The sequence below is a fragment of the Arthrobacter sp. SAFR-044 genome (genome assembly GCF_051965175.1).
Classification (GTDB): Bacteria; Actinomycetota; Actinomycetes; order Actinomycetales; family Micrococcaceae; genus Arthrobacter.
Genome location: NZ_JBQCMK010000004.1, coordinates 375,332 through 400,041 on the forward strand (window position 1 = coordinate 375,332; position 24,710 = coordinate 400,041).

26 protein-coding genes and 2 pseudogenes are annotated in these 24,710 nt (G+C 63.8%); 14 read left to right on the plus strand and 14 right to left on the minus strand.

Annotated elements, in window-relative coordinates:
* Nucleotides 1-62: 62 nt before the first annotated feature.
* The 5 genes from ACTHQS_RS09090 to ACTHQS_RS09110 form a co-directional block, all read right to left on the minus strand.
* The gene (locus ACTHQS_RS09090; RefSeq protein ID WP_440167959.1) at nt 63-1,169 is read right to left on the minus strand and encodes a lipoate--protein ligase family protein; all 1,107 of its coding nucleotides are present in this window, start codon (nt 1,167-1,169) and stop codon (nt 63-65) included.
* Nucleotides 1,170-1,257: 88 nt separating this feature from the next.
* The gene (locus ACTHQS_RS09095; RefSeq protein ID WP_018761303.1) at nt 1,258-1,515 is read right to left on the minus strand and encodes a type B 50S ribosomal protein L31; all 258 of its coding nucleotides are present in this window, start codon (nt 1,513-1,515) and stop codon (nt 1,258-1,260) included.
* A gap of 175 nt (nt 1,516-1,690) precedes the next feature.
* Entirely contained in the window at nt 1,691-2,500 is an 810-nt protein-coding gene (locus ACTHQS_RS09100) for a TrmH family RNA methyltransferase (RefSeq protein ID WP_440167960.1), read from the minus strand.
* Nucleotides 2,501-2,507: 7 nt separating this feature from the next.
* The gene (locus ACTHQS_RS09105) at nt 2,508-3,293 is read right to left on the minus strand and encodes a sulfite exporter TauE/SafE family protein (RefSeq protein WP_440167962.1); all 786 of its coding nucleotides are present in this window, start codon (nt 3,291-3,293) and stop codon (nt 2,508-2,510) included.
* Nucleotides 3,294-3,314: 21 nt separating this feature from the next.
* Nucleotides 3,315-4,100, minus strand: coding sequence for an ABC transporter ATP-binding protein (locus tag ACTHQS_RS09110; protein ID WP_440167964.1), 786 nt, complete (start codon nt 4,098-4,100; stop codon nt 3,315-3,317).
* Between the two features lie 124 nt (nt 4,101-4,224).
* Between ACTHQS_RS09110 and serB the strand changes: the two genes are divergently transcribed.
* Nucleotides 4,225-5,118, plus strand: a complete 894-nt coding sequence (gene serB / locus ACTHQS_RS09115; RefSeq protein ID WP_440167966.1) for a phosphoserine phosphatase SerB — start codon at nt 4,225-4,227, stop codon at nt 5,116-5,118.
* An 88-nt stretch (nt 5,119-5,206) separates the two neighbouring features.
* On the opposite strand, the gene ACTHQS_RS09120 is transcribed toward serB, so the two are convergent.
* Nucleotides 5,207-5,971, minus strand: coding sequence for an SDR family oxidoreductase (locus tag ACTHQS_RS09120; protein WP_440167967.1), 765 nt, complete (start codon nt 5,969-5,971; stop codon nt 5,207-5,209).
* Between the two features lie 142 nt (nt 5,972-6,113).
* Nucleotides 6,114-6,839 carry a beta-ketoacyl-ACP reductase gene (locus ACTHQS_RS09125; protein WP_141160471.1) on the minus strand — a complete coding sequence of 242 codons (726 nt, stop codon included), beginning with the start codon at nt 6,837-6,839 and terminating at the stop codon, nt 6,114-6,116.
* Nucleotides 6,840-6,992: 153 nt separating this feature from the next.
* Here ACTHQS_RS09125 and ACTHQS_RS09130 point away from each other — a divergent pair, with 153 nt between their 5' ends.
* From ACTHQS_RS09130 to ACTHQS_RS09145, 4 genes are read left to right on the plus strand one after another with little or no spacing between them, the layout of a single operon-like run.
* On the plus strand, nt 6,993-7,424 hold the full coding sequence (locus tag ACTHQS_RS09130; protein WP_440167970.1) for a DUF3099 domain-containing protein: 432 nt from the start codon (nt 6,993-6,995) through the stop codon (nt 7,422-7,424).
* The gene (locus tag ACTHQS_RS09135) at nt 7,421-7,684 is read left to right on the plus strand and encodes a hypothetical protein (protein ID WP_440167971.1); all 264 of its coding nucleotides are present in this window, start codon (nt 7,421-7,423) and stop codon (nt 7,682-7,684) included. The genes ACTHQS_RS09130 and ACTHQS_RS09135 overlap by 4 nt, the downstream gene beginning before the upstream one ends.
* Nucleotides 7,685-8,563, plus strand: a complete 879-nt coding sequence (locus ACTHQS_RS09140; RefSeq protein ID WP_440167973.1) for an SURF1 family cytochrome oxidase biogenesis protein — start codon at nt 7,685-7,687, stop codon at nt 8,561-8,563.
* Nucleotides 8,564-8,566: 3 nt separating this feature from the next.
* Nucleotides 8,567-9,043 carry a YbaK/EbsC family protein gene (locus ACTHQS_RS09145; protein WP_440167975.1) on the plus strand — a complete coding sequence of 159 codons (477 nt, stop codon included), beginning with the start codon at nt 8,567-8,569 and terminating at the stop codon, nt 9,041-9,043.
* Here ACTHQS_RS09145 and ACTHQS_RS09150 read toward each other — a convergent pair.
* On the minus strand, nt 9,040-10,638 hold the full coding sequence (locus ACTHQS_RS09150; RefSeq protein WP_440167977.1) for an ABC-F family ATP-binding cassette domain-containing protein: 1,599 nt from the start codon (nt 10,636-10,638) through the stop codon (nt 9,040-9,042). The genes ACTHQS_RS09145 and ACTHQS_RS09150 overlap by 4 nt on opposite strands.
* Nucleotides 10,639-10,848: 210 nt before the next feature.
* Here ACTHQS_RS09150 and ACTHQS_RS09155 point away from each other — a divergent pair, with 210 nt between their 5' ends.
* Nucleotides 10,849-11,913: a spore photoproduct lyase family protein gene (locus ACTHQS_RS09155; protein WP_440167978.1), complete on the plus strand. Its 1,065-nt coding sequence runs from the start codon at nt 10,849-10,851 to the stop codon at nt 11,911-11,913.
* A 24-nt stretch (nt 11,914-11,937) separates the two neighbouring features.
* Here the strand turns inward: ACTHQS_RS09155 and ACTHQS_RS09160 are convergent, their stop codons facing one another.
* The 3 genes and pseudogenes from ACTHQS_RS09160 to ACTHQS_RS09170 all read right to left on the minus strand — a co-directional run.
* The gene (locus tag ACTHQS_RS09160; RefSeq protein WP_440167980.1) at nt 11,938-12,951 is read right to left on the minus strand and encodes a DUF808 domain-containing protein; all 1,014 of its coding nucleotides are present in this window, start codon (nt 12,949-12,951) and stop codon (nt 11,938-11,940) included.
* Nucleotides 12,952-13,039: 88 nt separating this feature from the next.
* The gene (locus ACTHQS_RS09165; protein WP_440168019.1) at nt 13,040-13,477 is read right to left on the minus strand and encodes a VOC family protein; all 438 of its coding nucleotides are present in this window, start codon (nt 13,475-13,477) and stop codon (nt 13,040-13,042) included.
* A gap of 219 nt (nt 13,478-13,696) precedes the next feature.
* A pseudogene (locus ACTHQS_RS09170) lies at nt 13,697-14,132 on the minus strand (recombinase family protein); the annotation flags it as partial.
* Between the two features lie 521 nt (nt 14,133-14,653).
* Between ACTHQS_RS09170 and ACTHQS_RS09175 the strand changes: the two are divergent.
* Both ACTHQS_RS09175 and ACTHQS_RS09180 read left to right on the plus strand, forming a co-directional pair.
* The gene (locus ACTHQS_RS09175; RefSeq protein ID WP_440167982.1) at nt 14,654-15,481 is read left to right on the plus strand and encodes a response regulator; all 828 of its coding nucleotides are present in this window, start codon (nt 14,654-14,656) and stop codon (nt 15,479-15,481) included.
* Between the two features lie 193 nt (nt 15,482-15,674).
* Nucleotides 15,675-16,577: pseudogene (locus tag ACTHQS_RS09180) on the plus strand (IS5 family transposase).
* A 357-nt stretch (nt 16,578-16,934) separates the two neighbouring features.
* Here ACTHQS_RS09180 and ACTHQS_RS09185 read toward each other — a convergent pair.
* Complete coding sequence (locus ACTHQS_RS09185; RefSeq protein ID WP_307424833.1) at nt 16,935-17,213, minus strand: helix-turn-helix transcriptional regulator; 279 nt, start codon at nt 17,211-17,213, stop codon at nt 16,935-16,937.
* 197 nt (nt 17,214-17,410) lie between these two features.
* Here ACTHQS_RS09185 and ACTHQS_RS09190 point away from each other — a divergent pair, with 197 nt between their 5' ends.
* The 5 genes from ACTHQS_RS09190 to ACTHQS_RS09210 all read left to right on the plus strand — a co-directional run bounded on the left by ACTHQS_RS09190 (nt 17,411) and on the right by ACTHQS_RS09210 (nt 21,621).
* Nucleotides 17,411-18,133 carry a DUF4389 domain-containing protein gene (locus ACTHQS_RS09190; RefSeq protein ID WP_440167984.1) on the plus strand — a complete coding sequence of 241 codons (723 nt, stop codon included), beginning with the start codon at nt 17,411-17,413 and terminating at the stop codon, nt 18,131-18,133.
* Nucleotides 18,134-18,377: 244 nt separating this feature from the next.
* Nucleotides 18,378-18,755 (plus strand): DUF4386 domain-containing protein, encoded by a 378-nt coding sequence (locus tag ACTHQS_RS09195; RefSeq protein ID WP_440168020.1) that lies wholly within the window; start codon nt 18,378-18,380, stop codon nt 18,753-18,755.
* Nucleotides 18,756-18,789: 34 nt separating this feature from the next.
* Entirely contained in the window at nt 18,790-20,154 is a 1,365-nt protein-coding gene (locus ACTHQS_RS09200; RefSeq protein ID WP_440167985.1) for a DUF4386 family protein, read from the plus strand.
* Nucleotides 20,155-20,370: 216 nt separating this feature from the next.
* Nucleotides 20,371-21,144, plus strand: coding sequence for a DUF4386 domain-containing protein (locus tag ACTHQS_RS09205; protein WP_440167986.1), 774 nt, complete (start codon nt 20,371-20,373; stop codon nt 21,142-21,144).
* Between the two features lie 177 nt (nt 21,145-21,321).
* Nucleotides 21,322-21,621 carry a PASTA domain-containing protein gene (locus ACTHQS_RS09210; RefSeq protein ID WP_440168022.1) on the plus strand — a complete coding sequence of 100 codons (300 nt, stop codon included), beginning with the start codon at nt 21,322-21,324 and terminating at the stop codon, nt 21,619-21,621.
* A 156-nt stretch (nt 21,622-21,777) separates the two neighbouring features.
* Here the strand turns inward: ACTHQS_RS09210 and ACTHQS_RS09215 are convergent, their stop codons facing one another.
* Together ACTHQS_RS09215 and ACTHQS_RS09220 are read right to left on the minus strand one after the other, a co-directional pair.
* Entirely contained in the window at nt 21,778-22,158 is a 381-nt protein-coding gene (locus ACTHQS_RS09215; protein ID WP_440167988.1) for a hypothetical protein, read from the minus strand.
* Nucleotides 22,159-22,912: 754 nt separating this feature from the next.
* Nucleotides 22,913-23,266: a toxin-antitoxin system YwqK family antitoxin gene (locus ACTHQS_RS09220; RefSeq protein WP_440167989.1), complete on the minus strand. Its 354-nt coding sequence runs from the start codon at nt 23,264-23,266 to the stop codon at nt 22,913-22,915.
* 475 nt (nt 23,267-23,741) lie between these two features.
* Here ACTHQS_RS09220 and ACTHQS_RS09225 point away from each other — a divergent pair, with 475 nt between their 5' ends.
* On the plus strand, nt 23,742-24,452 hold the full coding sequence (locus ACTHQS_RS09225) for a glycosyl hydrolase (protein WP_440167991.1): 711 nt from the start codon (nt 23,742-23,744) through the stop codon (nt 24,450-24,452).
* Nucleotides 24,453-24,710: the final 258 nt, after the last annotated feature.

Below are 24,710 nucleotides of genomic sequence, written 5' to 3' on the forward strand. Positions count from 1 at the left end.
CGGTTGCTGGGTAATTGTCGTTTTGGGGCGCCAAAACGACAATTACGGAGCAATGGATGGCACTAGGGGACGCGGTGGAGCCACTCCTCGGTGCCGAACTTGGCCGCCACCCGGTCCTCGGCAGCCGCCAGCTCGTGAACGGCCAGTTCTGAGGGCGTGGCCCCGTAACGCTCGCTGAACACTTCGATCATTGCCTCGATGATGGCCGTGCGGGCAAGGCCTGTCTGGCGGCGCAGCGGATCCACCCGCTTCTTGGCGCTGCGGGTGCCCTTGTCCGACAGCTTCTCCTTGCCGATCCGGAGGACCTCGACCATCTTGTCGGCGTCGATGTCGTAGCTCATGGTGACGTGGTGCAGCATGCCGCCATTGGCAAGGCGCTTCTGTGCTGCGCCGCCGATCTTTCCCTGGTCTGTGGCGATGTCGTTCAACGGGATGTAGAAGGCGTTGATGCCGAGTTTTTCCAGCGCGGCCATCACCCAGGCGTCAAGGAACGGGTAGGAGTCGGCGAAGCTCAGCCCGTCCACCAGGGTCTGGGGCAGGTAGAGCGAGTAGGTGATGCAGTTGCCGGCCTCCATGAACATCGCGCCGCCACCGCTGATCCGGCGGACCACATTGATGCCGTGCCTGGCGACGCCCTCGGGATCCACCTCGTTCTGAACGGACTGGAAGCTGCCGATGACCACCGACGGTTCCTGCCAGTCCCAGAACCGGAGGGTGGGCGTGCGCTCCCCCGCACCCACGGCCTCGGTGAGCACCTCATCAAGGGCAACGTTGATTTCCGTGGGTAGCACGGTGGGCGCGATGACGTTCCATTCGTGGTCTGCCCAGGAGGTGGCTTTGGCCAGGGCCCGCCGGACGGTCACGGCCACGGCGTCCGCAGAGAAGCCGAACAGCACGGCTCCGGCAGGCAGGGCTGCTGTGACGGCGGCCGCGAGGTCTGCGGCAGGCGTAGTGTCCGGACGCCCGGTCAGCGCGCGGTTGATGTCCGTCAGGGCCTCGTCCGGCTCCAGGAAGAAGTCGCCGCTGACGGAGACGTCTGCCAATGCGCCGTCCACCACCGCCAGGTCCACCACCACCAGCTTGCCGCCGGGAACCTTGTACTCCCCATGCAGGCGCTGGTTGCTGGCGGCGTTATTGGCAGGAAATACAGACTGGGTCATGCGTCCCATCCTGCCCCAGAAAGCAGGTGTGCGGTTAACGCGGAAGGCCCGCACCGTTTCCGGTGCGGGCCTTCTGCAAACAAGCTTGGCGAAGGAATTACTTCTTGCCGCCGAAGCCCTTGAAGCGAGCGTTGAAGCGCTCGACGCGGCCTGCAGAGTCCATGATGCGCTGCTTGCCCGTGTAGAACGGGTGGGACTCGGAAGAGATTTCGACGTCGATGACCGGGTAGGTGTTGCCGTCTTCCCACTCGATGGTCTTCGAGGAAGACACGGTGGAGCGGGTCAGGAACTTGGTGCCGGAGGCCAGGTCGTTGAAGACAACAGCTTCGTACTTCGGGTGGGTATCAGACTTCATAATGGGACCTTTGTTCGCGCAACTGGATTTTGCCAGCTGCCAGGTATGAATGGGATGGCTGGGATCTGTCGGATCAGCCGAAGCTGAAAAAGCAGGACAACCAGCTATCAATCATAGCCGATGCCGGTGGGGCTGACGAACCGGCTCCCCTGGCGGCACAGGGTGACGCCGCAGGTCAGTCCCGGGCGCGCAACTCCCAAAAGGCGACGGCAGAGGCAGCGGCCACGTTCAGTGAATCCACGCCGTTGCGCATGGGGATTTTGACAGCGAGGTCGACGGCGGCGAGAGTCTCCCGGCTCATGCCTGCGCCTTCGGTGCCGAGCACCAGGGCAAGTTTGTCCACGTTACGCGAGGCGACGGCGTCGACATCCTCTGCATCGGGTGTCAGTTCCAGGGCCGCGACGGTGAAGCCGTGGTCCTTGAGGACCTGGAGGTCCGAAGGCCAGTCCTGCAGGCGTGCCCAGGGAACCTGGAATACGGTGCCCATGCTGACCCGCACGCTGCGGCGGTACAGCGGGTCGCCGCAGCGTGGCGAGACCAGCACGGCGTCGATGTCCAGCGCCGCCGCGGAACGGAAAATGGCGCCCACGTTCGTGTGGTCCACGATGTCCTCCAGCACGGCCACGCGCCTCGCTCCGGCGAGGAGGTCCGGCAGCGGGACCGGAGCCGGCCGCTGCATGGCCGCCATGGCGCCGCGGTGCAGGTGGAACCCGGTGATCTCCTCCAGCAGGGCAGCCGAGCCGACGAACACCGGAACGTCCGGGTACGCCTTGAAGACGTCGTCGAGGTCCGCCATCCACTTCTCAGCCAGGAAGAATGACCGGGGCTGGTGGCCGGCCGCAAGGGCCCGGCGAAGCACCCGCGAGGACTCGGCGATGTACATCCCCTCTGCGGGTTCACGGAGCTTGCGCAGGTGCACGTCGGTCAGGGTGGTGTAGTCGCTGACGCGCGGGTCATCGGCGGATTCGAGGTGGTGGAAGGTCACCGGGTGATTATTTCAGCAGGTTGGCGATCATGACGCCGAGGGCCACGATGCCGAGGCTGAAGATCACGGCGCGCAGGACGCGGGGCGAGAGCTTCCGCCCTACCTTTGAGCCCAGGAGGCCGCCGATGGTGGAGCTGATGGCGATCAGCAGGACCACCAGCCAGTTGATCCGGTCGAAGGCGAACAGCAGGTAGGAGATCGCGGCCACCATGTTCACGCCGAGGACCAGGATGTTCTTCATGGCGTTGGCGTTCTGGATGGTGCCGGTGAGGAACACGCCCAGGATGCCCACCAGCAGGATTCCCTGCGCCGCGACAAAGTAGCCACCATAGACGCCGGCCAGGTAGACCAAGACCACCAGGAGGAACCCGTGGCGCTTGTCCCGGACTGCGTGTTCGGGGTTGGCCTCGCGGTTGCGGACCCAGTCCTGGAGCCGGGGCTGGAACACCACCATCAGCAGGGCAAGGACCAGGAGGACAGGGGCGACGTAGTGGAAGACTTTCTCCGGCAGGTGCAGCAGGAGCCAGGCGCCGGTGACGCCGCCCAGGACCGAGGCGGGAAGGAGACGGAGCACCTGCCGTCCCCGGCCGGCCAGCTCCCGGCGGTAGCCGAAGGCCCCGGCGCCCGTGCCGAAGACCAGGCCCATGGCATTGCTCATGGAGGCGGTTACGGGTGCAACACCGAGGGCGATGAGCACCGGGAAGGTGACAAGGGTGCCGGAGCCCACCACCGCGTTGATGGTGCCGGCCCACAGGCCGGCGATGAACACAATGATGCTGCTGAAGAGTTCCAAGGTAGTTAGCGCAGGCCTGTTCTAGCGGCGTGCTGTTGCAGTGTAGCGTCCCGCGTTCTCGGAGACATCCAAAGGCAGCCCGAAGGTGGTGCTCAGGTGCTCTTCCGTCAGGACCTCGGTGATGGGTCCGGCGGCCACCACGCCGCCATCGCGCAGCAGCATGGCGTGCGTGAAGCCGGGCGGGACTTCTTCAAGGTGATGCGTGACCAGGACCATGGCCGGAGCCGACTCATCCTGGGCCAGCTCGCCCAGCTTGTGGACCAGTTCCTCCCGGCCGCCCAGGTCCAGCCCGGCGCCCGGCTCATCCAGGAGCAGCAGCTCGGGGTCCGTCATGAGCGCCCGGGCGATCTGGACCCGCTTGCGCTCGCCCTCGGACAGGGTGGCGAACGTCCGGTTCAGCAGCGGTCCCATGCCCCAGTCGTTCAGGAGCCGGAAGGCGCGCCGTTCGTCGTCGCGCTCGTAGCCTTCGCGCCAGCGGCCGGTCACGCCGTACGCGGCGGTGACCACCACGTTGAGGACGTTCTCATGCTCCGGGATCTGGGTGGCCAGCGCAGCCGAGGAAAGCCCGATGCGGGGGCGGAGTTCGAAGACGTCGGTGCGGCCCAACGTTTCGTCGAGGATTCCGGCAGTGCCGCTGCTGGGGTGCAGGCGGGCGGCGGCGATCTGGAGAAGGGTGGTCTTCCCGGCCCCGTTGGGTCCCAGGATGACCCAGCGTTCGCCCTCGTTGACCTGCCAGTCGACCTTGTCCAGCAGGGTCTTCTTACCTCGGACAACGCTGACGGAGTCCAGTTCCAGAACATCACTCATAGGAGTAGACACTAGGACAAAACAGAAGACGACTGATAACCGGTGTGAAGGCACCCTAAAGGTTCGCCTCCGGCGCCCCGCAACGAATTCAGCCGCCCGGTCCCCGCTGGCTAAGATTGCAGGCATGACTTCGAACGTGACTGCGGTCAGCTATGGCCTGAATATGACCCCCGCCGGGCTGGAGCAGCTGCGTTCCGTCCTTGCCCTCGACGGCGCCGACGTGCTGTCCGAGTCCTCCGCCGGTGACAGCCGGTACCAGGTGCAGGTCCATGACCTGGCCCTTCCTGATTCGACCGCGGCCGGCCTGTCATCCCTCCGCCGCGCCGTGGCGGACGCCGCCATCAATGGTTTTGACACGGCCCTGGTGCCTGCCGGGCTCCGCTCTGCGGCCCGAAAGCTGCTGATCATGGACGTGGACTCCACCCTGATCCAGCAGGAGGTCATCGAACTCCTGGCGGCGTATGCAGGCAAGCGCGAGGAGGTGGCGGCTGTGACGGAAGCTGCCATGCGCGGCGAACTCGACTTCGCCCAAAGCCTCCACGCACGGGTGGCGGTGCTCGCGGGGCTGCCCGCCGACGTCGTCCATTCCGTGCGCAAGGAAGTGAAGCTCAGCGAAGGTGCCGATCAGCTCGTGGCCGCTTTCCAAGCTGCCGGCCACACGGTGGCTGTCGTATCCGGCGGCTTCAACCAGATCCTTGAGCCGATCGCCGCAGACCTGGGCCTGGACTACTGGCAGGCCAACGAACTGGAAATCGTCGACGGCGCGCTGACCGGCAAGGTGCTGGGCGCGGTGGTTGACCGGGCGGCCAAGGAAAAGTATCTGCGCGAGTGGGCCGCCGCCGAAGACATCGCGCTGGAGCACACCATTGCCGTGGGCGACGGCGCCAACGACCTTGACATGCTCGGCGCCGCCGGCATCGGGGTGGCCTTCAACGCCAAGCCGGCCGTCCGCGCCGTGGCCGACGCAGCCCTGAACATGCCCTACCTGGACGCCGTCCGCCACATCGCCGGGGTCTGATCCCTCTCCACCCCAACGCGAGATGGCAGGTCGCGGCAGTGTCCAACGTGAACATTGCCGCGACCTGCCATCTCGCGTAAAGGGCGTTTTAGCTGGAAGCCTGCCCTGCGCCCTTGCCGAAGTAATCCGCTCCGCCGGCGTACTCGGTGTGGCCCGACTCGACGTCGGCCGTTGCCATCCCTGCAACAACCTGCGCGAATTCCTCCACCGAGTACAGCTTGCCGGCTTCGGCGCGGCGGGCCTCGATGGCGCCCGGGGTGGAGCGGTCCAGGAGCGTGGCGGTGACGGTCCCTTCGATCATGTCGCCGGAGACCACCACCAGGGAGATGCCTTTCTCCGCGAGGTTGGGGATCAGGTCCCGGAGTGCGTCCTCGCCGGCACGCTTGCTGCGGGCCACCGGCTCGTAGGCCGGCATGGTGGGGACGGTGTTGATGAAGTGGGCCTGGTGGCTCGTCACGAAGACCACCCGGGAGCCTTCCTTCATCAGGGGCACTGCCGCGTTGAGCATGTTCACCTGGGCGTCGCGGTTCAGCTTGAGGGCGTAGTCCTCCCCCATCCCGGTTTCCATGCCGCCGGAGGCGTTCAGGACCAGGATGTCCAGGGAGCCGAAGTTCTCCATGGCGGCGCTGGCCAGGGCCTGCACACCTTCCTGGGTGGTCAGGTCCGCGCCGATGGCGACGGCCCGGCCGCCCTCGGCTTCAATGCCCTGCACCACTTTGTTGGCGCGGGGCGCCTTCTGGCGGTAGTTGACCACGACGGCGGCGCCCTCCGACGCGAGGATCTTGGCTACGTCGGCGCCAATGCCCCGCGATGATCCGGTGACGATCGCCGTTTTGTTGTCCAGCAGTCCCATACGAGCTTCCTTTGTTCGAAACATCTAAATCGTTGTGGCCTGCAGTCCATCATGCCAGCGGCCAATGCCAAGATCCGTTGTCTGACTTCGACAAATAACGACCCCGGGGGTAGTTTCCTGCAGCGGCGGGAGGCCGAGGGGGTCAGTGGCCCATGCCCAGGCCGCCGTCCACCGGGATAACCGCACCGGAGATGTAGGCGGCCTCGTCGCTTGCGATCCAGCGGACCACGTTGGCCACCTCGGCAGCTTCGGCGAAACGCCCTGCCGGGATGCTGGCCAGGTAATCCTTCTGGGTGGCCTCGGGGAGCTCGGCCGTCATGTCCGTGTTGATGAACCCGGGCGCCACCACGTTGGCGGTGATGCCGCGGGACCCGAGTTCGCGGGTGAGGGAGCGGGCGATGCCCACCAGTCCGGCCTTGGAGGCGGAGTAGTTGATCTGCCCCGGCGCGCCGTACAGGCCCGAGACCGAGGAGATGAGGACCACGCGGCCCTTGCGCAGCCGGATCATGCCCTTGGACGCCCGCTTGATCACGCGGAAGGCGCCGGTGAGGTTGGTGTCGATCACTGAGGTGAAGTCATCTTCGCTCATGCGCAGCAGCAGGGTGTCCTTGGTGATGCCGGCGTTGGCCACCAGGACTTCCACCGGACCGTGGGCAGCTTCCACTTCCTTGAAGGCAGCGTCCACGGAAGCCTCATCGGTGACGTCTGCCTTGACGCCGAGGATGCCCTCCGGCAGCTGCGTTTCGCTGCGGTAGGTCACAGCCACCTTGTCGCCGTTGGCGAGGAACGCCTGGGCGATGGCCAGGCCGATACCGCGGTTGCCGCCGGTCACCAGGACGCTGCGGGGTGCGGAAGCTGTTTCAGTCATAAAGGGGCTCCGGAATTCTGCGGCAGGCTGCGCCGCGGTAGTGGGGTGTGGTTTAGGCTGCCTCCGATCTTAGCGGCAGGCTCCCAGCGGGTTTGGGCAGCACTGCCGATGGTGCGAGAATTAAGGGAAGCCTTTGGAGCGTGATCATTCACTGTGACCCTTGAAAACCATGCGGGACACTCCGCGCCCGAAGAACCGGGCCGGTTCTCCGGCGACAGCGAAGTCCACAGCATTACGGATGCCGCCGCCGCGCATTCGGAGGATATGCGCCAGCGGATGATCAAGTACGCCTTGGCCATGGGCATCCGCATGGTCTGCCTGATCCTGATATTCGTGGTGGACGGCTGGTTCAAGATCATTGCGGTGGCGGGAGCAGTGTTCCTGCCCTGGATTGCGGTGGTGATCGCCAACGGCAGCGACAAAGCCGAGACGCCCAGTGACCTGTTGTTGGATTCCGCGCCGCTGGCCGAGCTGGAAAGCCCTGCCGCTCAAGTGGAGGACGATGAACCGGGAAGCGCCGTACTGCAGGGCGAACTGGTGAAGGACGAGGACCCGGAGCACGGGGAGGAGCGGCAGGCATCATGAGTATTTTCGATTTCGCAGCAGGATCGGACGTGGCATCGGAGGCCGGCGCCGTCTGCTCACGGAAGGCGTGCAGGGCCCAGGCGTCCTGGCAGCTTCTCTGGAACAACCCGAAAATCCATGCCCCCGAGCGCCGCAAGACCTGGCTGGCCTGCGGGGACCACCGGGACTGGCTGGAGGACTACCTGCAGACGCGTGGCCTGTGGAAGGAAACGCTCCCGCTGGAAGCTGCCGGCGACGCCGCACTGGAGCAGGACATCTGAATGTACCGTTTCCTCTTTTCCAGCAAGTGGCTGGGCTATCTCCTGCTGGCCGCCATCTTTGCCACCGCCTGCGTTTTCCTGGGCCGCTGGCAGATGGACCGGCGTGCCGAGACCCTGGCCGAGATCAACCGCGTGGTCAGCAACTACTCGGCGACTCCTACTCCCTTTGCCCAGGCACGGGACCAGTTCGCCCAGTTGGACCCCGCCAAGGAGTGGACCCAGGTTGAGCTGAAGGGCTCCTACGACGCCGCCGGGCAGCGGGTTGTCCGCAACCGGCCGCTCAACGGGCAGCCCGGGTACGAAGTGGTGGTCCCCTTCCGCCTCACCAGCGGCGAAACCGTTGTCATCGACCGCGGCTGGCTGCCCATCGGCAACAAGAACCCGGGCAGTCCGGACTCCGTGCCGGCCCCTCCCTCCGGCGACGTGACCGCCGTCGTACGTTTGAAGCATGGTGAGCCGGAACTGCAGCGCGGGGCGCCTGAAGGGCAGCTCGCATCCATCGACCTTCCCACCTACTCCGCGCAGCTGGGCTATCCCCTGATGACTGGCGCGTATGGCCAGCTGGCCTCGGAAACACCGACGCCGGCGGAAATGCCGGTGGCCTTCCCCAAGCCGTCCACGGATGAGGGGACCCACCTGTCCTACTCGCTCCAGTGGTTCGCCTTCGGTGTCCTGATGTTCGTCGGCTTCGGCTATGCCGCCCGGCAGCAGGCGCGCAACGCAGAGATTGATGCCGAGGACCAGGACGAGACGGTCCTGGACGGGGCGGTCCACTCGGCTGTCCCTGCGGCCCGCCGCCAGCCGGCACCGCCGCGCAAACGCAGGAAGGCGACGGCAGAGGAAGAAGAAGACGCCCTGCTGGACGCGCAGGGGTACTAAAGCATGGCAACGTACAACGGCGGCCCGGTCGCCCTGGTGCGCACGGCCCTGGTTGAGGCCGGTGTCGGCGATACTGTGCGGACCTTTCCGGCCGGGGTCCCCACGGCGGCGGCAGCAGCGCAGGCGCTGGAATGCGATCTGGCCGCCGTCACCAACAGCCTTATCTTCGACGTCGGCGGCGAACCCCTGCTGATCCTCGCCAGCGGAGCGGCCAGGGTGGACACTGCGCTGGTGGCGGCCCAGCTCGGCACCGGGAAAATCCGCCGCGCCTCCCCCGCTTTCGTCCTGGACCATACCGGGCAGGAAGTGGGCGGGGTCGCCCCTGTGGGCCACCCGCAGAGAATCCGGACCCTGCTGGACCAAACCCTGCAGGCCCACGGGCTGCTGTGGGCTGGAGCGGGTGACCACAACTCGATGTTCAGCATCACCTACCAGGAGCTGCTCCGCATAACCGGGGCCCTGGAACTGGCGGTGCGCTAGGCCAGGGTGATCAGGTCCAGGTAGTCCTCGTTCCAGAGGTCTTCCACGCCGTCGGGAAGCATGACCACCCGTTCGGGGTTCAGCGCTTCGACAGCACCTTCATCGTGGCTGACCAGGACGACGGCGCCGGTGTAGTTGCGGAGGGCGCCGAGGATCTCCGCGCGGCTGGCAGGGTCCAGGTTGTTGGTGGGCTCGTCGAGGAGGAGAACGTTGGCGCTTGAGGCCACGATGGTGGCGAGGGCCAGCCGGGTCTTCTCACCGCCGGAGAGCACGCCGGCGGGTTTGTCGACGTCGTCGCCGGAGAAGAGGAAAGAGCCCAGGATGCCGCGGACCTCGGCGTCCTTCATGTCCGGCGCGGAGGAGCGCATGTTCTCCAGCACGGTGCGGTTGTGGTCCAGGGTTTCGTGTTCCTGGGCGTAGTAGCCCACTTTGAGGCCGTGGCCGGGGATGACCTCGCCGGTGTCGGGGGTATCCACGCCGGCGAGCATGCGTAGCAGGGTGGTCTTGCCGGCACCGTTGAGGCCCAGGATGACCACCTTGGAGCCACGGTCGATGGCCAGGTCCACGTCGGTGAAAATCTCCAGCGACCCGTAAGACTTGCTGAGCCCGTCCGCGGTGAGGGGGGTCTTGCCGCAGGGTGAGGGGTCCGGGAACCGCAGGGCTGCCACGCGGTCCTGCTCGCGGACAGCTTCCAGCCCGCTGAGCAGCCGCTCGGCGCGCTTGGCCATGTTCTGGGCGGCAACAGCCTTGGTTGCCTTGGCCCGCATCTTGTTGGCCTGGTCCATGAGGACCTGTGCCTTCTTTTCGGCGTTGGCCCGTTCACGCTTCCGGGCACGCTCGTCCGTTTCCCGCTGCAGGAGGTAGCGCTTCCAGTCCATGTTGTAGAAGTCGATCTGCGCGCGGTTGGCGTCCAGCAGGAACACCTTGTTGACCGTGGCTTCCAGCAGGTCGGTGTCGTGGCTGATCACAATCAGGCCGCCCTGGTGGTTCTTCAGGAAGTCACGCAGCCAGGCGATGGAATCGGCGTCGAGGTGGTTGGTGGGTTCGTCCAGGAGCATGGTCTCGGCATCCGAGTACAGGATGCGGGCAAGCTCCACGCGGCGCCGCTGACCGCCGGAGAGCGTCTTGAGCGGCTGGTTCAGCAGCCGGTCAGGGAGGGCAAGGTTCGAACAGATCGACGCCGCTTCGGCCTCGGCCGCATAACCGCCCGCGGCGAGGAACTCGGATTCCAGCCGGTCGTACCGGTTCATGGCTTTGCGCTGGACGTCGGCGTCCTCGCTCGCCATTTCGTCGTGCGCCTTGCGCAGTTTGCCGACGACGATGTCCAGGCCGCGGGCGGAAAGGATGCGGTCCCGCGCCAACTGTTCCATGTCGGGGGTCCGCGGGTCCTGGGGCAGGTACCCGATTTCGCCGCTGCGGCTCACCTTGCCGGCGGCGGGCAGGCCTTCGCCCGCGAGGACACGGGTCAGCGTGGTCTTGCCCGCGCCGTTCCGGCCCACCAGGCCGATCTTGTCCCCTTTGTCGATGCGGAAGCTCACCTGGTCCATGAGGAGCCGGGCACCGGCGCGCAGTTCAAGATCCTGGACAGTAATCACAGCAGGTAAGGCCTTTCACAACAGGGAACGCCACGGTCCGTGCACTGTGTGCGAGGGGACGCTGGGGCAGAGTGGCCGGAGAACGGCACAATCCAGTCTACCGTCCGCCGGACCAAGCCAGTTTCAGCAGCAGAAACTTCCGGCATTCCGGTGTTGGCGCCGTGGGCTTAACTGCCGGGTGCGCCGGGGAGGTTCAAGCAGAATGGGGTGATGGAATTCGATCGGCTGCTCCAGATCCGGCGCATCTACGCCCAGCCTGCCGCCCTGGAGCTGCCCCGTGGCCGGCAGATCGTCGCACGCTGGCCGGGGGCCGACGTCGTCCTGGTGGACAGCCATTGGAACATCCCGGACCTGCACGGTGACGAAACCAACGTGCCGCGCTGGTCTCGGATCAAGACGGAGGCGCTGGTGCTTGGCGTCAAGAAGTCCCTGACCGTCAAACCCAATGGCCGCTCGGCGGACTTCATTGCACCTTCCACTGCGAACGGCTGCGCCATGGCGTGCGCCTACTGCTACGTTCCGAGGCACAAGGGCTACAGCAATCCAATTACGGTGTTCGCCAATATCGACCAGATAGCTGCGACGCTCGAGCGGCACGCTAGACGCCAGGGGCTCAAGCTGGAGCCCAACCAGTGCGACCCGGAACTGTGGGTCTACGACATCGGCGAGAACAGCGACTGTTCGGTGGATGCGCTGATCAGCCCCAACGTGGAGGAGCTTGTGGCGCTCTACCGGGAACTGCCGAACGCCAAGCTGTCCTTCGCCACCAAGTTCGTCAACCGGGAGATGCTGGCGTGGGACCACGGCGGCCACACCAGGGTCCGATTTTCCCTCATGCCCGCGGACCTGGCGAAGTCCATTGACGTCCGGACGTCGCCCGTGGCGGAGCGGATGGCAGCCATCAATGAATTCGTGGATGCCGGCTACGAAGTGCATGTGAACTTCTCCCCCGTCATCATCACCGACACCTGGCTCGACGACTGGGAGGCACTGCTGCGCCAGCTCGATGCCACGCTGACACCGGCCGCCAAGGAGCAGCTCGCGGCGGAAGTCATTTTCCTCACCCACAACGAGCAGCTGCACGAGGTCAACCTGGGCTGGCATCCGCAGGCTGAGAAGGTCCTCTGGCGACCCGACCTCCAGGAGTCGAAGACCTCGTCCAACGGTTTCAACAACGTCCGCTACAGATCACGGGCCAAGGCCGGGTATGTGCGGCAGTTGACCGCGCTCATTGAGGAGATCGCGCCCTACTGCCGCATCCGCTACGCGTTCTGAAATGCGCAGCGGTCCCGGCATCTGTCAGTCTTTGTGCTGGTCGGGCCCGTGGCCGCCATTTCCGGCCTGAGCGGTGGCCTCGTTGTGCCCGCCTTTCGCCTTGCCGAACGGCAGTACCTTCAGCAGGGGGCCAACGACGGCCATGACAACGAGGCCCCAGGCGAGCCCGACGACCGTGGAGCACAGCGTGTCGACGAGCCAGGACAAAAGACCGCCGACAACCGCGACCCCGGCCACCGGGTGCTCAATCGCGTGGACAAGGTCATAGGGTGCATGCCAGCCGAGGTCATGGGCGCCCTGCAGCATGATGTGGCCACCAACCCAGAGCATGGCGATCGTTCCGACGAAGGTGATGGTGGCAAGCACGGCGGGCATTCCCGTGACCAGCAACCTCCCGAAGCGCTTGGAGCGGGGAGAGTCCTTGGCGGCAAGGTGCACGCCGATGTCATCCATCTTGACGATGAGTGCGACGGCGCCGTACACGAGTACGGTGATGGCGAATGCCACCAGGACCAGGATGAACGCCCGGACCCAGATGGACTCTGTGGCCACCTCGTTCATGGAGATGACCATGATCTCGCAGGACAGAATGAAGTCGGTGGTGATCGCGCCTTTGACTACCTTGGCCTCCGCATCATGCCCGCGTTCCACCGCGGGGGCTTCTTCCTCCTCGTGGTGGCCGCCGCGGAGCTTGTGCCAAACCTTCTCGGCGCCCTCGTAGCAGAGGTAGGTGCCGCCGAGCATGAGGATGAACGGAATGATCCAGGGGATGAAGGCGCTGATGAGCAGCAGAGCGGGCAGGATGATCAGGAGCTTGTTCCGGATGGAGCCCCAGAAGATCTTCTTGATCATCGGCAGTTCTCGTGACGGGTCGGCGCCGGACACGTACTGCGGGGTGACGGCGGCATCATCGACGACTACCCCGGCGGCCTTGGCCCCTGCCTTGGCGGCGCCGGCTGCGACGTCATCCACGGATGCCGCCGCGATGCGGGCCAGGGCTGCAACGTCATCCAGCAGGGCTACGAGTCCGCCGCTCATAGGTGGCCCCCGCGCTTGCGGACGGTCGGTCGGGCAAGAATGGCTGGGTGCGAGACTGGCATGTTCGGAGTATATGGCAGGACGGGTATCAGCTCTTGTTCAGTTCCTGGGCGAGCATCACGATGATCCCGCTGGGGCCTCGGACATAGGTGAGTTTGTAAACGTCTTCGTAGGTTGCGACGCCCCGTAGCGGGTGGCAGCCGTGTTTCGCTGCAATCTCAAGGGCGTCGTCGATATCGTCAACGGAGAAGGCGACACGGTGCATGCCGATCTCGTTAGGCAGGGTGGGCTCTGTCTCGATCGCGTCGGGGTGGATGTATTCGAAGAGTTCGAGGCGGCCGCGGCCGTCCGGCGTTTGCAGCATGGCGATTTTGGCGTGATTGCCGTCAAGTCCGACGGCGGTGTCCGCCCACTCCCCGCTGACCGTCTGGCGGCCCAGGACGGTCAGCCCGAGGTCGGTAAAGAACGCGATGGCCGCTTCCAGGTCGCTGACGGCGATACCAACATTCTCGAGTTTGATGGGCATGTGGGACAGATTACCAAGCCGGGGTTCCCGGAGCGCAGGACAGCAGAGGCCCGGAACGCACATGCCCACGTAGACTCGGCGACAAGGACAAGGGTTCGGGCACTGATGCCTGTGTCGCGGGCGAGAGTGGCGAGTGGAATCTGGTCCTCGACGTGAAGTCGTAGGATCTTCCAGCGTTCTTCGCCGCTCACCAGCAGGCCTATGTGGGGTACTTTGGCGGGTGGCGAGAGCCTGCTGATGCCGGTACAACGTCGCCCGACTCCAGCCCACCAGGCGTGCCGCGTCTTCGGCCGTGCGCCCCTTCGCTCTGGCGTCCTGCGCGACGGCCAGCTTGTCTGCGATAACAATCGGATCCGAAGCCGGCCTGCCAAAGCGCGTCCGTTCTGTCTCGCCGCGACAATGCCGGCATTGACGCGCTCAACGATCAGCTCACGTTCATACTCCGCAAGGGCGCGAGCATATTCAACATCAACCGGCCGGTTGATGTTGCCGGATCAATTCCGTCAGAGATGGACCGCACGTGGATCCCTCGTTCCCGCAGCAGGTTAACGGTCTTGAGGACGTCGATCAGCGACCGGCCCAGCCGGTCGACTCGCCACACCACGACGGTGTCGCCCTGCTCCGCGTATTCGAGGAGCTTCTTCATCCCGGGCCGGCCGGGGTTCAGAAGCGTGATGTGTTCGCCGATGTCACTTCCGGCAGCAGGGCCGCGGTTGACCGGTGTGACCGTGACGCAAGACGTCATACAGCGGCCCGGCACGCACACTCCCATCTTCGCAGTTTACGAAGGTTGGTGGGTCGAACGAACGCAGCATATGGAATCCTCCAACCGGCGTCGTATCGGTGACCTGGGTCCCGACGGTCTGAAATCGGCAAAGCGATGTGGTCGGGAATCCTGCGCTGAAATCCGGCATGCGTCAGGTTTTACTAGGCGTTGGGGTGTCGGGAACCTGCATATAGGGCTAGCCTCGTAAGTGAGGCTGCATTTTCATTCGTGTTTTCAACAGATACCCATATATAGGGGATTGGGTATCTGTTCTCCTTTTCAGGGTGGGGCCAGATTGGCAGCGGGAAACCAGCAAACGCCATCAGGGTTTCAGGGGCGGATGAACGGAAACGAATATGGCGGCTGATGCTAGCCCCGGGTGGGCGTCCTCCTCTCGGAGCGTGTACATCGTGAGTGGCGAAGAGCTCGTCAGGCAGGGGCTGCGGGGATTGCTGGAGGCTGACGGGTTCAGCGTTTCCGGGGAGTCCGCGTCTGTTCGCCAGGCGACCCGGCGGATCCCTGCGCTACGTCCGGACTTGGCCATCATTGATGATGATCTTCCCGATGGTTCCGGTGACGGGCTGTGTCGGACAATCGCAGCTGCTGATGCCACCATTCGATGTGTGCTGATGACAGGTGAAACCGACGAAGCGGTGCTGATTGGGGCTATCTTGGCCGGTGCCTGGGGGTGCTTGTCCCAACAGGATGACAACCAGGAGCTGCTCAGGCTGATCCGGCGCGCAATGCGTGGGTACACCGCTTATAGCCGTCGTTTCCAGACCGGCATCCTGGCTCCCATCCAGGCCGACGGGAAGAACGGGCCCAACGGACGGTTCGGGATGCTCTCAAAGCAGGAAATGAAGGTAGCGGTCAGGGTTGCCCGAGGGTTGACCAACAGCCAGATCGGACAGGAAATGTTTCTGGCCGAAAAGACCGTGAAGAACATGGTCTCATCCGTGCTGATGAAATTTGAGATGGCACACAGGACCGAGGTCGCGATCTTCGTCGCCGGAGAACTTGAAGACACAGGAGACCTCGCACAGGAGTACCGGCGCAGTCGTGACCCGGAGTTGATCGCGGAGGTCACCGCTGCACTGGTTATCTGCACCAGCGAGGCCGGCAGCGCGCCGCCGGCCGACAGCATGCTGCTACTGGACGCCATGCGGCTTTCTGATGCACTTGCCGCTGCCCGTACCCGGCCGCACGCCGGGGAACACCAGTCAGGGAAATCCTCGTAAACTGACCGCCTAAAAAACCGCGCCTCAGAACCGGGTAAGCCCCGCAGCGCGGACAGCGAATCGAAAAACTGGAATTGGCCGCGGGGGTGATGTGCGCCCACGCCTGTTCCCTTTGCCCCAATGAAATCCAGGCCACTTCACGCCTAGGGCGTGTCTCCTAAACCCGGGACCCTTTAGCCGGAATGCTGGATGGGTGTCTCGTACTTCTGTTTTGGCTGACGGGCAATGGTCCCGCATTCAGCCGTTGTTGCCGTCCTCAGTTGGCCGCCGGGGTCGTCCTTTCCGCGACGACCGCCGCGTGGTCGAGGGCATCATTTACCGGTATCGGTGCGGGATCGCCTGGCGGGATGTGCCCTGCGGAGTTTGGTCCCTGGCAGACCATCTGGAAGCGGCACCGCCGCTACAGTGGAGACGGCACGTGGGACCCATCCTGGCGGCGCTGCTGACGACCGCCGATGCCCGCGGTGAAGTGGATTGGTCGGTTTCGGTCGACTCTACGGTGAACCGTGCCCACCAGCACGGCACCAACCTTCCCCGCACCACAGGGGGCCTGCTCGAATTACATGAATCTGTTTCTTGAGCCCGACGACCACGCCATTGGGCGCTCCCGCGGCGGGCTAAGCACCAAGATCCACGCCCTGGTGGACGGTAAAGGCAGGCCGCTGGTCCTGCTCGTTGCTCCCGGCCAGGGTGGGGACGCGCCGATGTTCACCCACCTGATGGGGCAGCTGAAGATCAACCGCGCCGGTCCCCCCGGGCAGACCGCGAACCCGCCCGGACCGTGTCCGCGGTGACAAGGCATACTCCTCCAGAGCAATCCGAACTCACCTGCGCGACCGCGGCATCGTCGCAAGTCATCCCGCAACCATCCGATCAGATCGGTCATCGAAAACGACGAGGCTCCACCGGCGGCCGACCTCCGGCCTTTGACAGGGAAGATTACAAGGGCCGCAACGTCGTCGAACGGAACTTCAACACCTTCAAGCAATGGCGAGCCCTGGCCACACGCTGCGACAAACTCGCACTCACCTACCGCGGCGGAGCAGTCCTTCGGGCCATCAGCATCTGTCTGACAGCTTTAGGAGACACGCCCTGAGGACCATCTGTCCGTGCCCATCGATTCTGGACCGCCTCCGCTGCAGCTTGCTGCATCGGAGGCGGTAACAGCATGAGGAATGAGCACGCATCCAGGGTTGTCCAGAAATCACACGCGTTCAGGTTTCCCCTTGCGGGTGTGTGCCAAATAGAGCTGCGAAAAAGCAGCCATTTATCGCTGAAGTCACACCCGGGTTTGTCTGTTGCCTCCCCTATGTACGCTGAAGGACCGGCTTACGGGCGCCGGTGCAAAATAACGTGATCACAGAATGACGCCACAAAGAGATCAGTCCGCAGTTGAGCAACGCTGCCGTCCAACGGGACGCGTTGTAGGCAGGCGTTCGGTGTGGGCCGCTTCTTACTCCCGTCTGAGGAGTACGTCGAGGATCTCACCGACCGCGACCTCGTCCAGACCTTCCCGTCGGATCGGCTGGTTCGGATGCAGCTCATAGAAGTTGCGGCTCCCGACCCGACGGCGGGTCAAGTAACCGCCCTCGACCAGATCCGAAACGATACGGTGCGCCGCCCGCTCTTGGACCCCCACGCTTTCGGCGATCTCACGTATGCGAATCCCGGGGTGGCGCGCGACGCAGTAGAGCGCGTGCAGGTGATTAGTCAGGAAACTCCATTCAGCCATGCCTCCAATTATACTGTCATTAAAGACATGTATTCATTGACCTGTCCGGCATAACGGCCTACCGTTGCAGGTATCGGCGCAGAATCTCCTACCGCCGACAGACTCGCGGACCTGGCCGAACTGGAGAGACCCCGCCCGCCGCTGTAACGCCAACGCCCCGATTGGGCAAGCGTTTACAGCTCAAGGAAGGGCTTCTCATGGGACAACAAACTTCATACCCGCTCGCTCTCGACGGCGGGCAATCCCCAAAGCTGAGCCGTTGGCTGTGGCTCGTCAAATGGCTGCTGATCATCCCGCATATCATTGTTCTGTTCTTCCTGTGGATCGCTTTCCTGGTGCTCTCGGTGGTGGCGTTCTTCGCAATCCTGTTCACCGGAAGGTATCCGCGTGCAATTTTTGACTTCAACGTCGGCGTGCTGCGCTGGACGTGGCGGGTCAGCTTCTACTCCTACAGCGCCCTGGGCACCGACGTCTATCCGCCGTTCACGCTGGCCGACGATCCGGGCTATCCGGCACGGCTGTCCGTTGAATACCCGCAGTCGCTTTCCCGCGGACTCGTGCTGGTGAAATGGTGGCTGCTCGCGCTCCCGCATTACCTGATCATTGGTGTGTTCACTGGAGCCGCCTTCGCCGGCTATAACCAGGTGCGTGATGGCAACGCCTGGGCCTACGGCAGCGGACTGATCGGCCTGCTGGTCTGCATCGCCGGTCTCGTCCTGCTGTTTGCCGGCCGCTACCCCCGCGGGGTGTTCGACCTCCTCATGGGCATGAACCGCTGGGTGTTCCGCGTGACCGCCTACGCAGCGCTGATGACCGACCAATACCCGCCGCTGCGCCTCGACCTGGGCAGCAGTGAACCACCACCATCCGCTATCGCCTCTGACGACGCCCCAATGATGCCCGCACCGGTCATCCCATGACGCCGGTACCCAACGCCCGGAGTACGTCGCGCGCCACTGATCCGAACTCATCACCGCAAGTACACACGGAGCACCCCATGACTACCACCGAACGCTTCCTCCAGCCAACATCCGGGCCACCGGCGTCGCCTGTGCGGCTGGCGCGGATGGCGGGTCTGCTTTACCTTGTGGTCGCGATCCTCGGTGCGTTCGTACAGGTTGTGCGAGTGAATCTGTACGCGCCAGGGGACATCAGCTTGGGGCACTGCTCGTCGCGACGCAGACCTCCTACCTCACCGCTTTGGGAGCGGACGGCTCCCACGCGCTGGTCCTGCTCCTGATGGACCTACAACACTACGGCTACCTGATCGCCCAATTCACTTGGCTGTGGCTATTCGCTCTTGGCCTGCTCGGTTACCGATCCGGCCTGTTCCCCAAATGGCTTTCATTCGTGCTCATGCTCGCCACCGTTTGCTACATCGTCGACGCCCTGACACGTTCCTCCCCCCTCATTAGCGGACACATCAGCTGCCATCTTCATCCTGCCGGAGATCATTTGCGAGGTCTCGCTGTTGGCCTATCTACTCATCCGCGGCGTGAAGACGCCCCGCACCACAGCTGCCGGGCTCTCATCCGAACCTGAACCAGCTCACTAACAGCACCGTCCAGGAGTAGCCATGGAACACATAGAGGCAAGGATTGACCTTCCGGCAGAACCGTCGGTGGTCTGGAAACAACTGATAGACACAGCATCGATGGCAAGCTGGAACCCCTTCATTACCTCCATGTCCGGGGTCCTCGCGGTCGGAGAACGTCTCCAGGTGCGCATCGCCCCGGCAGGGGGCAGAGCGTTGACGTTCAAGCCGCGGGTCACTATTGTCCAGCCCGATCAGCGCCTGGAGTGGCTCGGAACCATGGGCATCCCCGGACTCTTCGACGGCCGGCACTCATTCACACTGATTCCGCTCGAACAAGGCCGCACCCGCCTGGTGCAAGCGGAGACCTTTTCCGGAGCCCTCATCCCCTTCACCGGGAAACTCCTGCAGAGGACCGAGGCGGGCTTCCAAGCAATGAACACGGCCCTCCTGACCCGACTCAAGGTAGCTGCGGTAAAGGTCAGCGGCACAGAAGGAGTCGATCTCGCCTCTATCCATGCCCCAGAGCGAGCAGTCACGATCGATGGTCCACCGGTTGGGTTTCTCCAGAACGACCGGAACGAGTCCGTCGACGGCAGCACGCCACAGGATCCAATCCTGGACAACACCGCGAACATCAGGCTGAACACGTCTGCGCCGCGCCCTCCAGACCGCTCCAGCGGGGCGCCTCGCCCTCACCAATACCCTGATCGCGACAAAGACCGGCGCACGCCGGATCCCCGGAATAACCAATCGATCTCCGGGTCAACCAACCAAAGGGAAGTAAATGCCATGTCGCGAAGGATGGTCGCAATCATCGTAGGGGCCTTGTTTGTCGTTCAAATGATCACTGCGGTGATCGGAAATTCTTTGATACAAAGCTTCGGGGACGGCGGTACCGCAACGGCACCGCCAACGATCGGCGTGCTGCTCATGCTGTGTTCAGGCCTTGCCGTGGTCGGCATCGGGCTGCTGATGTATCCGGTCCTGAAAACGGTCAACAGGGAACTGGCCCTTTGGTACCCGATCCTGAGGATCGTCGAGTTCATCGTCTCGACCGTGGGCGGTATCTACCTCTTGACCCAGCTGCACGTAGTCCCCAACCAGATGCTCTGGGTCTACATTCCAACGGGCCTCGGCGGTCTGGTCCTGTGCTACCTGCTCTACGTCTCCCGGCTGGTTCCGCGACGCATCGCTGTCACTGGCCTCTTCGGATACCTTCTGCTCTCTCTGGGCGTCCTCCTTGACCTCCTCGGCGTTGTTGACATGAATGCCGGACCGGGACAGTTGATACTGCTCCCCGGCGGACTCTTCGAGGTCGTGCTCTTGCCGGTCTGGTTGATCGCCAAGGGCTTCAACTCCCCCTCACCTCGAGGGCAACTCAAGCCATACGCCGTAACGCCCTAACAGCCCCTTGCACTGTCCGCCCCTCCGGAAACGAGCAGACAAACCGCCGCCGGTTTCTACCCACCGTTCCACCTCGATCTGGGAGAGAACGAACCGCCACCGCGGATAGCCCACCCGGCCCGGCCGGGATCTACAGCCAAGAAATCCGATGCGGTTCCATCCCTGCCGCCCGGCACAACGCACCTAATGATCCATCCACCTTCCAAGGAGCACGCCATGGCCGCCAACACCCACATCACTCCGCCGATCAAAGCACCCATCCCGCGGCGCCGCATGCACCCGACGAGGCGGATCTCCCTGGCCGCCGGCATCCTGTACGTGCTCACGTTCGTCTCCATCCCCACCCTCGCCCTCTACAAAGCGGTGAAGGATGACGCAGGTGCTTTCGTCCTGGGAGCCGGCAGCACCGCCGGGGTGCAGTGGGGCGCCCTGTCCGAGGTCATTGTCGGTCTGGCCGGCATCGGCACCGCCGTGGTGCTCTATCCGGTGGCCAAGCGGGTCAGCCAAACCGCGGCCCTGGGGTTCGTGGCCGCTCGACTCGTGGAAACCTGCCTCATTTTCGTCAGCGTCGTCAGCCTGCTCACGATCCTCACCCTGCGGAACGACGTTGCCGGGACCGCCGGGACGGACTCCGCCTCGCTCGTCACAGTCAGTCATAGCCTCATGGCAACCTACAACTGGACATTCCTGCTCTCCCAAAGCCTGATGCCCGTGGCCTGCGACCTGCTCCTGGGCTACGTACTCTACCGCTCCGCCCTGGTGCCCCGGATCCTGCCGATCATCGCATTCATCGGCGCCCCGCTGCTCCTGGCCTCTGACATCGCAATCTACTTCGACGCCTACGGCGCGGTGTCCCCGATCGCCGTTCTTGCCGCACTGCCCGTCGCCGTGTTCGAATTGTCCCTAGGTATCTGGCTGATCGTCAAAGGTTTCAAGCCAACGCCGCTGACCACCGACCACGCCGACACCAGCCAGTCCACAGCAACATGAGGGGAATAACCCCGTTTTTGTTGACGCCCTCAGGCTAAGGCTGGTTGACTGCACCGCCCGCTAAAGGATCCCTTACGGGACGCACCGAACACCGGCGTTAATCTGATGAATAGACGGTTCAGTTTGCCGTACCAGTTTTCGGGCGCAAAAGGAGATGCCGAGGTGGTCGAACGCCAGATGCTAAATGTTCCCGATCTGGTTGGGCAGCCTGTACATATCGCACAGGAGACTGCGGCGAACCTTGGGTTCGGTCTCGCAGCCGGGGACCCTGATGGTCCAGGCCTTCGCTCGCGCACGTGGCCAGGGCTATTCTGGGTGATCTCCCAAGATCCTCCGGCAGGGTCGGTCCTTGCGCGGGGAAGCCAAATTCAGATCACCTTCGTTCAGGACGGTCAAGCCCGAAGCGACGTGCCGGAGCAGACGGGCGGGCCGACCCCCTCATTGCAAACTCATGCGGAGGGCGACACGGAGTCGTGAGTTGTCCGGTGAGGGATCCTCAGAGGAACATTACGAAGCCTTTTGATGTGGTTGGTTCGGCAAGGCGATTCGCCAAGACCGGCCTGCCAGGGCGGTGTGGCGGCGAGGATCCGTATGCCAACGCCGCGGGAAGTCCTCAGGCGGGTCGCGGCCAGCTCAACTCAAGGCGACAACGAATGCGAGGCCAGCCAGCACAAGCGACACCGGGACCATAACTCGCCGTTCGTACTTGCTCTTTGACGCCAGGTTCGGCAGCACGCTGAGCAACAGATAGGCCGCAATCACCCACATCGCAACCACAGCAACAAGGGGGGCCGGGAAGATCGAAATCAACGCGCCACGCTCCAGAGCAACTAGTGCAAAAGCCGCGTAGACCACGATTGAGACTGCACTTCCGACACGCTGCCTCGCCGAAAGCACCGGGTTTTGGCCTCCCCACGCGAACCGGCCGAAGGGAAGCCCGATGATGAGCAGCAACTGGAACACGGCAAGGACGCCGAGCACTGTACAGAAGGCTAGGGGGATCTCCGGCGTCATGATGTGAAGCGTACCGGGTCGCACAAGCCGATCCCGTTACGGGCAGGGCAGCTGATCCCTCGATTGCTAATTGGACGACGTACGCCGATACCGTTTCGGTATGTTGAATGCGCCAGTGGCGTACATGTCCCGGGACTTACGCGAGTATGGCGAAGACGAAACTGCTGATTGGATCTTGACGTGTTCGGAGGATGAACTCGTGAGGGTGTGCTCTGCGGCCGAGTGGCTCCTGTACAGCGGTCCGAGCCGGCCCTCGGGAGGAAGCATGATGATGGCGAAGGCTTGCGCCGCTGCTGCCGTGTATGTGCGGGAGGGGGCACCAAGGAATTTGGCTCGCACCAGGCGCAGACGAGTCGCGGACCCGGCGCCGATGCCCTCACCTGATCGTCGACCGGACAGCATGCTTCAAATGAAGCATGTACAGGAGTATGGGGTTGGCGACGACTTTCGCGCTTTCTGGGGTGCACAGAAGGAACTGTAGGAACGTAGCGCAGCACTACTCACTGCCGCCCGGTTGGGGATCCTTCACGGGACGGCTCCGAGGTCGTTGTTCACTTGCCCGTTTTGGGCGGCCCTGTACGTTGGCTCGGGCCAGCGTGGACAAGCTTCGCTCGGCGATGACGCCTTCTGAACCCCTGTTCTTGACGTCGGAGGTCCCTCCAGGGGCAGGAGACCCGATGACCCAATGCAGGAATGGTCCGCGACTTCTGGAATCGGCTTCTGGGCGGAGCCTTCCACTTTGCGAATACTCCGGCTACCTGAATGTTTGGCGCTTCCTGATGGATCCGTCAGAGTTGTGGAACACCCAGTCGCCTCTGCGCTTACCAGCGCACCAAATGCCCTCATCCATAAGAGCACCGTTGTCGTGCCAGCGTTGCCACCGTCCATCCTGCTTGCCGTCCACAAAATTGCCCTTTTGGAGCAGCTCCCCGTTTTCTCGCCACCACGTCCAGCTTCCGTCAAACTCGCCGTGAACAAAGGCGCCTTCGGCCTTGAGTTGGCCGTTGCGGTACCAATTGCGCCACTTGCCGTGCTTCTTTCCGTCAAGGATCATGCCTTCGCCCATCAGCGTTCCGTCCTTGTACGTGTCTCTCCGAATCTCTGCCATGGTTTGACTATGACAGGTTGGGTGGCAGAGTAGAACGGCCATTCCGGGCTACACACTTCGTAGTTCACCGGGCAGCGACGGTTATACGTGGCCCTGCCTTCAACGTTTGATTCATCAACCTGTTCATGTCCGCCACGAGTACCGAACCTTTCGCCCTCTCAACACAACCCCTCGCGGCCGCGAGGCTGGAGCTGCGGGCCACAGCCTCGATGTAGTAGAGGTTCGCGACGCACCGCAATTCCCGCTCGAGCGCAGCAGTACGGCCGACTGATCTTCCATGTCTTCGTCGCACTGGCAGAACATGAACTCAGCAGGATCCCTAGCCGGGCACCGCATCGCTCAGACCCGAGCTGTCTTATTTGGCCTATTTGAGGCTACAGGGGTCAAGCAAGTGGCCGGTGGTGACCGATGGAAGCCCTTGTGGCGCTACATCTAGGATGAGGAGTAAAACCGCAGGCCAACAGGGGGTACCGCTTTGCCTGATGATGTATCGGAGGACCTGGAGCCGAGCCGGCGCGAGCTGGTCTGGAGCCGATTCAAGGCGTGGGCGCTTCCGGTGGTTGTGGCCGTGGTGGCGGCCGGGTTTGGCGCGGCGAGCATCTCGGGAGGGTTGGCCGGGCGTGACCGCGCCAGCAAGGAGGCAGCGGCGAACCAAAGCGCTGCCGCGATCCCGGTCTGCGAGCTGGTTTCCCGGAAGGACCTCGTCCCGGCCACGGGGGCGCTGTTCGGGGTCAACCTGAACCTGGACGCCAAACCCCTCTCCGGGTACGCAGCTGACCTCGGGCACAAGCCGGCGGTCAGCGTCTCCTTCGCGGACTTCCCCTGCACGCCGCAGGAACAGAAACATCTCCTGCAAGCGGCCGCCCAGATCCGGGAGAGCGGTCAGATGATGCTGCTGACCCTTGAACCCAAGCAGGGCCTGGCCGCGATCTCCGGGCAGGTCGTCGCCGGGCTGGTCAGCGACCTGGTCTCCATCAACAACCAGGGCGTCCCCGTGATCGTCCGCTTCGCGCACGAAATGAACGGCTCCTGGTACCCCTGGTCCCAACAGCCGACCGAGTACAAGGCCGCGTTCAGCCGGGTCGCGGATGCCGTGCACTCGGGGGCGCCGGGTTCGGCGATGATGTGGGCACCCAACTACGCCGGCGGCAGCCGTTCTGCTACTCGGTCTGTTCCATCGTTGTAGCTGTCACGGCCGACCGCTTTGGCGAAGGCTTTGAGCCTTCTGGCCTCGGTGCGATGGTGACGACGAAGCAAATTTGTGGCTATGCCGAAAAGCCAGGGCCTAGCGTCTTCCCACTGGTGATCAAAAGATTCGCGGCTTTGTCGGTGACGGTCGAAAACTGAGCCATTGTGACGGTTGAAAACTGAGCCACCTGTTCCAAACGATTGGGTGGGTGATCACAGTGGAGGATTGGGCGCTTATTCGGCGGTTGCATCTTGC